Source organism: Cupriavidus sp. 291-E7, assembly GCF_057798835.1.
This window is the reverse complement of sequence record NZ_JBYOJV010000020.1, coordinates 107,307-117,581: the sequence shown is the minus strand read 5'-3', so window position 1 is coordinate 117,581 and position 10,275 is coordinate 107,307. Positions and strand designations below refer to the sequence as shown.

Sequence of the window (10,275 nt, the reverse complement as noted above, 5' to 3'; positions counted from 1 at the left end):
TCGTAGAGTAGGCCTCTGGTTTGAAGTCATCTCCCCAGCGGCCTCTCGTCAAACCGTGCGTGCAGTTTTCCCGCACACGGCTTTCCGACTGCCTTCTTCCTGCAGCGTTACAACGGCATAGGGCGGGCGTACCGGCTTGATTCATCTCCGGTTACCGAGAGGGCGTACAGCTTGAATAGCCCGTGGTAATCGTAGAACCATGACGGCGGGTGGTCCCTCCACCCCTTAGCACGCTTCTTATGCTTCTTCCTCAGCATGATGCAGAGCGTCCAAGTCGTGTAATTTGCGATGCTCAAGAAGTGCTTCCTTGAGTTGCCCGTCTTGAAGTAGTTGCCCCAACCTCGCAGAATCGGATTGACCTTTTCCTTAATGAGCTGCGGCAGATGCCAGTGCTGCCCTGAGCGGACAACCTCCCGAATCTTCTTCTTGACCGACTTCATCGCCTTGGGCGACGGGTAGTAGTAGGTTTTCGGCTCGCCCGTCCGCTTCGACGGTTGGGCCGCAAACCGATGACCGAGGAAGTCAAACGGCTCTTCCTTGGCATTCACTATCCGCGTTTTCTGTGCATTAAGCGTCAGACCGAGACGATCCAACACCTTCTTGGCCTGTTCCAGATAGAACCCCGGGCGCTCGTTGCACAGAATTACGAAGTCATCCGCGTATCGCACGATGTGAGCATCGTGCGGCCGTTTGCCGAATGCCTTCCTCTCCCAGGTGTGATCCAGCCAATGTAGATAAAGATTCGCAAGGAGAGGAGAGATCACCCCTCCCTGCGGCGTGCCAGTCGTTTCCGTCCAGACGCGCATATCCTCCATTACCCCGGCTTTAAGCCACAGCTCAATCAGCTTTACAACTGACCGATCTATGACCTTGGATCGCACCGACAGCAGTAGCTTGTCGTGCGGAATCGTGTCGAAATACGCCTTCAGATCCGCGTCAACAACCCAGTGGCATTTGAAGTTCAGCCACTTATAGACCTCCCGCAGCGCCTGTTGAGCGCTCTTACGTGGCCGGAAGCCATACGAGAAGTCCTTGAAGCCCGCCTCGAAAACTGGCTCGATAACGAGTTTCACCGCTGCCTGCACTACACGATCAGCAATGACAGGAATGCCGAGCGGCCTTTGCGTTCCATCGGACTTCGGGATATACACCCGTCGGACCGGCAGAGGCTTGTACCGCCTAGCTATGAGCCGAGATCGGATCTCTTCCAAGAACGAGCCAAGACCGATTTCGCCTTCAATCACTTCGAAGGTTTGCCGATCGATGCCGGGGGCACCCTTATTGGCTTTCACTTGTTCGTAGGCCGACCATAGCACGTCGCTTTGACACACCTTGTCGTACAGCACTCCAAATTTCCGCATCGGATTCGTCTTGGCTGCCAGGTATAGCTTCCGTTGCAGTACTCGCACACTTTCTAGCGGCGTGTTTCTAGCTTTCGCAATCACGCAGTGCATCCTACAAAAGAGAACGTGACAGAAGCAGAGGCCCTTCCCTCCGACGAGGTTATGTTGTCCTCGCCATCAGCAGTACTATGGCCTCCTCCGACTCCTCTATCCCGCATTTCTTCGAATTTCGGCGGTTACCTTATATCGTCAATTACGCGGCGGGTTAGACCGCGACGGGTAGAGGTCTCGTTCGTTCCGCTCAGTGCTATGTATGCATCCCATCCTCAATACCCCGAGTTCCTGTCATGGCTTCAAGTGGTTAGTTGATCCACCATGACGCGCTGGCCTTCGCCCCCGTTCTAGAGGCTCGGCGGAACCACCCTACACCACACTCTCCCAGCACAACCGTGTGGCTGACATTTACGAGGCTTGTTCAGGTTCACTTTCGTTACGGGCTGCATACTTGCGCGCTCCCACGGACTGGGTCTGGGGACACGTTTGTCCGGCGTTGCTCCCATGTTTTCGGTCGCCCTCCACATGTACGCCATCGCTACGCAGTCAAACTAACCAACTACTGCGGCAGGACTCGCACCTGCAAGACACTGAGCAGCTTAGCGAACCGCTCAGAACGGCAAATCGTCGTCCATGTCCTCGAAACCATTCGAAGGCATCGACTGCTGCTGACGACGACTCTGGCTTCGTTGGTCGCCGGCATTCCCACCAACATTGCCACTAGCCTGACCGGTCTGCGACTGTTGACCATAGTTACCGTCACCATCGTCATTCGACCCGCCGCTGCGACCACCAAGCATCTGCATCTGATCGGCAACGATCTCGGTGCTGTACTTGTCCTGGCCCGATTGGTCCTGCCATTTGCGGGTACGGATTCGGCCCTCGATGTAGACGGAGGAACCCTTCTTCAGATATTGGCCGGCGATCTCCGCCAGCTTCCCGAAGAACGCGACGCGATGCCATTCGGTCGCTTCCTTGAACTCGCCGGACTGTTTGTCCTTGTAGCGATCCGTGGTTGCGATGCGAATGTTGGTAACAGCGTCACCGCTCGGCAGATATCGGGTTTCAGGATCAGCCCCGAGGTTGCCCACGAGGATGACTTTATTTACGGATGCCATCTTGCTTCCTTGTCAATGAATGCGGTTGATGGACCAGACCCAACGGTCCCAAAGTTTCTGCTTTTGTGTGCCCCGTTCGAAGATGGGACGACCCGTTGCGTGGTCAAAAGCAGGAACCTTTTCCTTATAGAGACGCTTAATGCCGACGCGCTCACCAACTTTGCAGTGCGCATCCGCCAGGACGTCCTTGAGACCTTCGCCCTGCAGCGTCTTGACGCCATTGCTGGTGTCAAGCTTCACGGCGAACGACGTATAGGTTGGCTTGCCACCAGGCCTACGGTTTGGGAACTCCATCTCGCCCCATTCGATAAGCGTTCCGACGGTGTAGTCAGCTGACGATGCTTCTTCGCGCGATGTCGTATCCGCAGTCTGCGCAATGGCAGCGCCTCGCCCGCGGTCCGACAGACCACGGCGATCGGGCTTATCACGGGGGAATTTGCGCTCCTCCGGCGACGATTGTGTGGGCTGCTGCTTGGCGTCACGCATCACCGCTTCCGCGACCGATTTGGGCGTCACGCCCTTTTCGTCGTAGACGCGTACTTTGGTCCAACGAGGAAACACCTCCGGTAGCAGCTTTGAGCCGAATGCGGTGTGCTGGATCAGGCTGTCGAATTCCGCTCGAAAATGGACAACGCAGTCGCCCTCATCACGGAAGAGATGGGGTACACCGCTGATGAAAATTTCGTATTCGTTATCCGCACCGGTTCCCACAGCTACTTGTGCCGGTTGCTCGGCGCTAACGGCGTTCTGCCCCAGGATGGCAACAGTCGCCTGCTTAATGAATTTGAACAGTGACATGGGATATCAAAGAAGAGCGCCGTAGCACTGACGTTTGACCGCTTCGTGGTCAACTTTCAGGCGGGCATTGCCAAGGATCACGTCACGAAGAACTTCGGGGCTCACGCCGCTGATGTCGCAGACGTATGTGTACGGAATTGCACCGTCCCAGTACCCAAAGATCCAGCCGATCGTCATCGAGAGTTCTTTCCGATTGACGGTCTCATTTTGGATGCGCTCGCGCAGCAGCTTTGCACAGTCCAACAGCGACTCGGGCATGTTGACGCCATGACGGCTTCCACAGGCGAAGCTAATCAGAGCATCAACCATTCGCTCACGGACCGATTCGTCCAGGAAGGCGGGGTCTGGCGGGGGGCGTACCTTGGTGCGTGACGCAACGATGGTCGCCGCATCGCCAAAGAAGTCCAGCTGCCATCTTGCCGTGTTTGTTTCCATGATGGTCTCCGGACGGGCGCCCAAAGACCTACCAGTCGGCGGGTATCGGGTACCCGCGACAGGTGGAAGGAGCCGCCCGAAAGTCGGGCGGCGGTGAATCAGGAACGATCGCGCGTTCCTGTTCGACGAATCGGCGTTACAACCGCAGAGCGTTCGTACTGCTGCTCGGGTTGCTCTTCCGGTTGAGGTGCCTGGGGCTTCGACTTGGACGGGTAGTCCGGCATCGAGACCTTTGGCGCCGCAGGCACGCTGCGATTGAACGAGACGGCCTTGTTGTAAAGAAACGAAATTGCCACGATAGCCACGAGCACGCCCACAACAAAGGACTTGGTCGCAAGATCCAGCACCATGCAAATCACGAGCAGTTGCAGGGGGCGCTTGATGAGATTGCTAAAGAATTCCACGGTTTCTCTCCAGAAACATTGCAAGGGATTTCCCGGCGGATGCCAGGCGATTTTTCGATGCTCGATGAGCAGGAAAACCCGTGGACGGCGCGAGTGAACGCGCTTGCGGCATGCCGATACATGGCGCAAGCACGCTAACCGCTGAGGAAAGAAATGAAGATGGGCAGAAAGCAGCGCCGCGTGAGAACGGCTTGCTTCGCTGAGTCGATGCGTCTGGACGCGGGGTTGCGTAGATCGTAACCAATGAATCTACCGCCGTGAGGTCGGAAAGCTCACCAAAAACATACGTCTTTCCGGGTAAATGGCATGAGCATGCTCATGCCATTCCACAATATGGAAAGCAAGCACCCAGTGAAGGGGGTGTGCCGCTGCACTGGGATGCCGTCATGGATTTGGGACCAATCCGGTGGTTCCCATAGATGACGGGTTACCGGGACGCGCGGAAAGCCCCGTCATTCATGGCGGGGATGTAGAACGCGGACGCCACAGGCGTCCTTGCAGGCGCTGGAATCCTGATAGGATTGGTTCATGCAAAGACTCCAGGCCTTCAAGTTCGAACTCATGCCGTCCGGCGAACAGATGCTCAAGATGCGTCAGTTTGCCGGCGCATGCCGCTTCGTCTACAACAAGGCACTGGCGATGCAGAAGGAGCGCTACGAGCGTGGGGAGACGAAGCTCGGCTATGCGGGGCTGTGCAAGCAGCTAACGGAGTGGCGCAACAGCGCCGAAACGCCGTGGCTGTCCGAACTGCACTCGCAGGTCGCTCAGCAGACCCTAAAGGATCTCGAACGCGCCTATGCGAACTTCTTCGAGAATCGTGCGGCCTTCCCACGCTTCAAGCGCAAGGGTGAACGCGACGGGTTCCGCTTTCCGCAAGGAATTAAGCTCGAACGCGAGAACGGCCGCATTTCGCTACCCAAGCTTGGCCGGCTACGCTACCGCAACAGCCGGATGGTGCTCGGCGAGGTTCGCAGCGCCACAGTATCGCATCGTGCTGGCAAGTGGTACGTCTCTATCCTCACGCTGCGCGAGGTCGAGCAACCGGTTCCGCACGGCGTGTCAGTCGGGATCGACGTGGGCGTGGCCCGCTTCGCGACGGCGAGCGACGGCTCGTTCGTGGAGCCGCTCGCGAGCTTCAAAAAGCACGAGCAGCGGCTCGCGAAGTATCAGCGCCGCATGGCCCGCAAGGTGAAGGGCTCAGCGAACTGGAAGAAGGCGAAAGCCAGAATCCAACGCATCCACGCGCGCATCGCAGACGTGCGTTCTGACTTTCTCCACAAGGCATCGAACACGATCAGCAAAAACCACGCAATGATCGCCGTCGAAGACCTTCAGGTTCGCAACATGACGCGATCGGCCAGCGGTACGGTCGACGCGCCGGGGCGCAACGTCCGCGCAAAGAGTGGACTCAATAAGGCCATTCTGGACCAGGGCTGGGACGAATTCCGTCGTCAGCTTGAGTACAAAGCGGCATGGCGCGGCGGCTTCTTCGTCGCGGTCCCGCCGCGGAACACGAGCCGCACCTGTCCATGCTGCGGCCACATTTCGGCCGACAATCGCAAGGCGCAGGCGCTGTTCAAGTGCGTCGGATGCGGCTACGAGAACAACGCCGACGTGGTCGGCGCAATGAATATCCTCGCAAGAGGTCTGGAAATGATCGAAGGGCAGGACACGAGCGTCGCTTCGCTCGGGTGCGCAAGCACAGCCCGGATAGCCTGTGAAGTGAACGGCGCTGTCAGGCCGTCAGCAGCAGGAACCCACCGAAGCGACTCTGCCATCGCGGCATAGCGCAGAAGGAATCCCCTCCCTTTCCGCCACCAGGCGGCGGCCGTAGGCCGAGGGAGGGGAGGATGTCAAATGATTGCCCACATGCGCCCGTCGAGCCTCAGCGGCCAAGACCAAAGCGGTATTACATTTTCTCAATTCTCATATTCACAACACTTAAATGGGCCCCGTAAGGTAGGGGTAAATACCTAAATCGGCGCGCTCTCACCCCGATAACACGCGTACAAGCAATCAGCTTTCTGGGGTGTTCGTTAAAACGCACCCCAAAAAACGTAGCTTTCTACCAGCACGAACAGTCGAGCGTTTCGTAATCTCCTGCCTGAGACTTGACAACGCGTTTCGGTCGCTACGCTGGTTGTCGTGTTCTTTGTTTGAGTGAGCGAAACATGCCTGAAAAGAAAAAGAAGCCATCTGACGCATTGGTGCCGAACGCTGCGGCACAACCCAAAGCCGAAATCGCCGACTTTCCTGTCCAGCGAGGACCATCCTCAACGGAGGCGAAGCTGCGCGAGACGATCGGTCAAACGATCACCGAAGATCAGTTCATACGCCTGTGCGAGAGCATTCGCAACATCAAGCGAACGCGCGAAAAGATAGAGCGAATGCTGCTGGATATGGGCGCAGACCTACAGCACGTCCATGACGTCGCTATGGACTCGGCAACCAATGAATTCGGCGACACCCGCGGTGCACGCATGCGCGGCTGGGAAAAATTCAATCTTCTGGCAGAAGAACACCTTGGTCTGCACCCCAACCAGGCCAAGCTGTATCTCGGTCTCTACCGGAGATTCTTGAGTCATAACGGCGCGTTGACCAAGCTGAACATCGGTGAGCTGATGGTCCTGCGCAGCAACGACTACACCAGCGAAGAGATTGACGCCGTGATCGAGTACAAGGAGAACGACCCCTCTTACCGTCGGCAGAACATCCGTCACTACGTCGAGCAATTGCGCAAGAAGGATGAGCAGGTCATTGATGTCACAGCTCGCCTTGACATGGCCACTTCCGAGATCGCGACGATGCTTCAGGACAATGCCGACAAGGACCTTGAGAACAGGCGCCTCACAGAGGAAGTATCGAAGCTGACGTTCGACCGCGATTCCGACAAGGAAGCGCTGAGCCATGTACGCGAGGAACTGACGCGAAACAACCATGCGCAAAGCATGCTGCAGATGCGCGTCCAGGATCTGGAGCGCGAGAAACGTGAGCTTCAGGAGCGTGTGGCGAACGCTCGCGCCAATGCACGGACCGAGACCATAGAAGTGCCGGTGGTCCCACCCGACTATGCGGCACTCGAAGACGCATTGGCCGCCAAGAAAGATGAGCTGACAGCCGAGACGAACAATCTCGCTGGCCTTATCGGGGACCGTGCAAGGCTCGAACAGGAAATTGAAGAACTGACGACAGAATTGGACCGACGTACCAAGGCTGGCGACGCCCTCTCGGCACTCATCGAGCAGTTCGAAAAAACCGTAGCCACGTTTGCGACAACGCAGATGACCGTACAGATGTACGGCAGCATCGAGCAATTCAAATCAACGCTCAAAGTCCTCGACAGCATCGTTGCGCGCTTACACGCCGACATTCGCGCCGCTCTTCAATCTCTCTGATTCCTTACACCATGCAACAACAATCTCTCACCGCTGAATTCGAACGACTTCAACTGACCCGGATGACATGCGATCGCATCCGTTCGGCCAACTACCACCTTACCGACCACCTCGCGGAAGCGCTTGGCGCACATCCACGGCTGGACGCCCTTCTGCATATCGACCGGGCGCACATCGACAAGATGCGCAAGGCGGAAGCCACGCAACGCGATTTGATGGGAACACCGTTCCTCGTTGTCGTTCCCACTCTCATGGACGTACATGATTGGAAGTGCCTAACCGAAGGGTCCACCACCACTGTCGCGGTTGACAAGCTGCGCGCACAACTTCCAACGTGGAGCAACGATGACAAGCTGCGTATGTTCTACAACAACCGTCACTACATCTGGCTGATGGTCGAGCTGTTGCACGTCAGCATTCTCGCCGCGCCGCTCCTGGGCATCAGCAAAGAACTCGCGCTCTACCTGCGATCACTGCCGCAGCATGTCCTTGACATGGCCATCTCGAAAGTCGATTTCCCGATGTTCCGCTGGCGTCTGGACAGCAAGCGGTTCTGGATAGATTTCGAGACTGCGCGCGTGTCGCCTGATGTCATCGGACACCATTTCCTGACGACTGTACCCATGCGCGCGGACCGCATCGAGGCCAAGCAGAGCTGGTCTAACCTGCGCCTGGATCCGCTCAAGAAGAAGGTCTACAGCGAGATGATGATCCGGCAGTACTGCCGCGCATCCACGGTGACTTCCTTGCTAGGCATCAACTCTACAAAGACACGCCCGCTCTTCCAGGCGATCCACGGCTCGTCTTCTCCGACCGGCCAGTTGCCAACGTCGACGGCATGGTATTTCGAGCAGCCTCTGCATCGCATGCAGGCAACGATGATGGTCACCCTATATCGGATTGGCCTGGCCTTCGGTGCCAACGTACCCGAGGCTTTCATCGCAGCCTTTGACCTGTTCGACAAGTTCTTTGGGCCAGATTCGCGCATCAGTGCCGATCGCGCCTGTCACATCTGCCGATCGATGTCGACGGATGCGCAACTCGATCTTGCGCCATGCCGCAGTTGCCGCACGCCTTACCTCATCGCCAACACTGCACCGAAGATTGAATTGAGCAACACATTTTCTTGTCCCGGATGCAGCGGCACGCTGGGAAATGTGCAGCTCGGGCGGCGTCGCAAGGCTTAATGGAGGACGTATTCGCCTATGGCGGCACCAGCCGTTCTTGCGCGTCGCGCAGTACCACATCTGCAACCAATACGGGACGACCTTGTATCGCTCGCGGCAACCCCTCGGATTGGGGGTTCAGCCGCAACGCCCGGATGCCGTTGTAATGACGGCGCCGCTTCTTGTATTCTTGCGGACTTTGTCGAATTTGACAGATTCAGAACGAAAATGCGCCTGCTTCTCGCCATCCCTGCTGCCCTGGTTCCAATTTTTTACCATTGGCCGGCCCTTCGCCGGGATCATCTGCCTGATTCTGCAGATCACCCTCATCGGGCTGCGATCTGGTCGACGTACGCGCTGAGCCAGTACAAGACAGACCGTAAGATCGAGGCTGCTTTGAACTCGCGGGGACGGTGACACCATGCGACGGGTATTACGACGCTGGATCGCTGCGACATGCGCATGTACTGGGATTCTTCTACTGGCAAGCCTCGCTCTCACTTCGTTTCGAGGGGGCGGCTCGTTCGTGGGCTTGCTACCGGTTCTCGTCCTCGGGCTTGTTCTCAGCGCATTTTGGCCGCGCTGGCGAAGACTCAGGAGGTACGATCGCGAAACGTTCGACTGGTATCGCACCAACAATCCCGAGCGTGTGCAACGAGGACGGATTCTTTGCAACAAATGCGATTCCGATCAAGTAGGCACACAAACGCTCCGGCAACACACATATACGCGGGCCCATTTCTGTAGGACCTGCGGGACTACGCTGTACTACTCCCCAGAGACTTGACTTCGCGCTGGAGTCGATAAGCTGAATGAAAGCGCTCCAACCGGACGCTCGAATCTGGATTAGAGGAAGTAGAACAAATGAAGACCAAGCTTGTATATTCGATCATCGCAGTATCGGCATTGATCGCCCTGGTAGGGTGTGGCAGTAAGCAGGACGCCAGCAAGAGCAACTTCAAGGCTGCCATTCAGGACTATTACAACAAGACCAACGGCGTTTGTGTAATGGCCCCTGCAAAGGACTTCCCCTACAAAATCGAAAAAAATGGCGGGCTCCGCGACATGAGGAATCCGGAGAAAGCTGCCGCGCTCGCAAAAGCAGGGCTACTTTCAGAATCAGAGGCAGAGATGCCCAGCAGCAACCCATTGAACAAGACGCCGATTCCAGCAAATGAATATTCGCTGACTGAACTCGGTAAGAAGTATTTGGTAAAGGGAGCGGGCGGGAATATCGGTGGCTGGGACGGATTCTGCAGCGGTAAAGCGAAGGTTCTCGAGGTGGAGAGCTTCACAGCGCCGGCCGATAGATTTGGGGTGAAGGCTTCGGAGGTGAACTACACCTACGAGATCCCTGACGCACCGGAATGGGCCAGAGTATCCGTGGTGCGCGCTGCGTACCCCGAGCTTCAGGCCGTCAGCGAGAAGAGACGTGAGAAAGCCGTATTGATAGCAACGAGCGACGGCTGGGTGCACGCGCGAATTTTTTATAACGCTACTGGCAAGTAAATATCCTCCCCGTATTCCTTGCTCTCTTTTGCCGCGACGACAGCGTAACTTGA

The 10,275-nt window shown here is 57.0% G+C and carries 9 protein-coding genes and 1 pseudogene; 5 read left to right on the top strand and 5 right to left on the bottom strand.

The genetic code is table 11. The features are described from left to right. Positions 1–107 precede the first annotated feature (107 nt). The 5 genes from ltrA to AC3FLX_RS27500 form a co-directional block, all read right to left on the bottom strand. Positions 108–1,346 carry a group II intron reverse transcriptase/maturase gene (ltrA, locus tag AC3FLX_RS27520; RefSeq protein WP_488696759.1) on the bottom strand — a complete coding sequence of 413 codons (1,239 nt, stop codon included), beginning with the start codon at positions 1,344–1,346 and terminating at the stop codon, positions 108–110. A gap of 662 nt (positions 1,347–2,008) precedes the next feature. Then, positions 2,009–2,515: a single-stranded DNA-binding protein gene (locus tag AC3FLX_RS27515; RefSeq protein WP_488700501.1), complete on the bottom strand. Its 507-nt coding sequence runs from the start codon at positions 2,513–2,515 to the stop codon at positions 2,009–2,011. Between the two features lie 12 nt (positions 2,516–2,527). Then, on the bottom strand, positions 2,528–3,313 hold the full coding sequence (locus AC3FLX_RS27510) for a hypothetical protein (RefSeq protein WP_488700500.1): 786 nt from the start codon (positions 3,311–3,313) through the stop codon (positions 2,528–2,530). A gap of 6 nt (positions 3,314–3,319) precedes the next feature. After that, entirely contained in the window at positions 3,320–3,748 is a 429-nt protein-coding gene (locus tag AC3FLX_RS27505) for a hypothetical protein (protein ID WP_488700499.1), read from the bottom strand. A 98-nt stretch (positions 3,749–3,846) separates the two neighbouring features. Then, positions 3,847–4,152, bottom strand: coding sequence for a hypothetical protein (locus tag AC3FLX_RS27500; protein WP_488700498.1), 306 nt, complete (start codon positions 4,150–4,152; stop codon positions 3,847–3,849). A 528-nt stretch (positions 4,153–4,680) separates the two neighbouring features. On the opposite strand from AC3FLX_RS27500, the gene AC3FLX_RS27495 reads away from it, so the two are divergent. The 5 genes and pseudogenes from AC3FLX_RS27495 (at position 4,681) to AC3FLX_RS27475 (ending at position 10,222) form a co-directional block, all read left to right on the top strand. Further along, on the top strand, positions 4,681–5,940 hold the full coding sequence (locus AC3FLX_RS27495) for an RNA-guided endonuclease InsQ/TnpB family protein (RefSeq protein ID WP_488700497.1): 1,260 nt from the start codon (positions 4,681–4,683) through the stop codon (positions 5,938–5,940). A gap of 383 nt (positions 5,941–6,323) precedes the next feature. Further along, positions 6,324–7,547 (top strand): hypothetical protein, encoded by a 1,224-nt coding sequence (locus tag AC3FLX_RS27490; RefSeq protein WP_488700496.1) that lies wholly within the window; start codon positions 6,324–6,326, stop codon positions 7,545–7,547. An 11-nt stretch (positions 7,548–7,558) separates the two neighbouring features. Next, entirely contained in the window at positions 7,559–8,734 is a 1,176-nt protein-coding gene (locus AC3FLX_RS27485; RefSeq protein ID WP_488700495.1) for a FlhC family transcriptional regulator, read from the top strand. Between the two features lie 207 nt (positions 8,735–8,941). Continuing rightward, a pseudogene (locus tag AC3FLX_RS27480) lies at positions 8,942–9,130 on the top strand (YqaE/Pmp3 family membrane protein). Between the two features lie 447 nt (positions 9,131–9,577). Beyond that, positions 9,578–10,222, top strand: coding sequence for a hypothetical protein (locus AC3FLX_RS27475; RefSeq protein WP_488700494.1), 645 nt, complete (start codon positions 9,578–9,580; stop codon positions 10,220–10,222). Positions 10,223–10,275 lie beyond the last annotated feature (53 nt).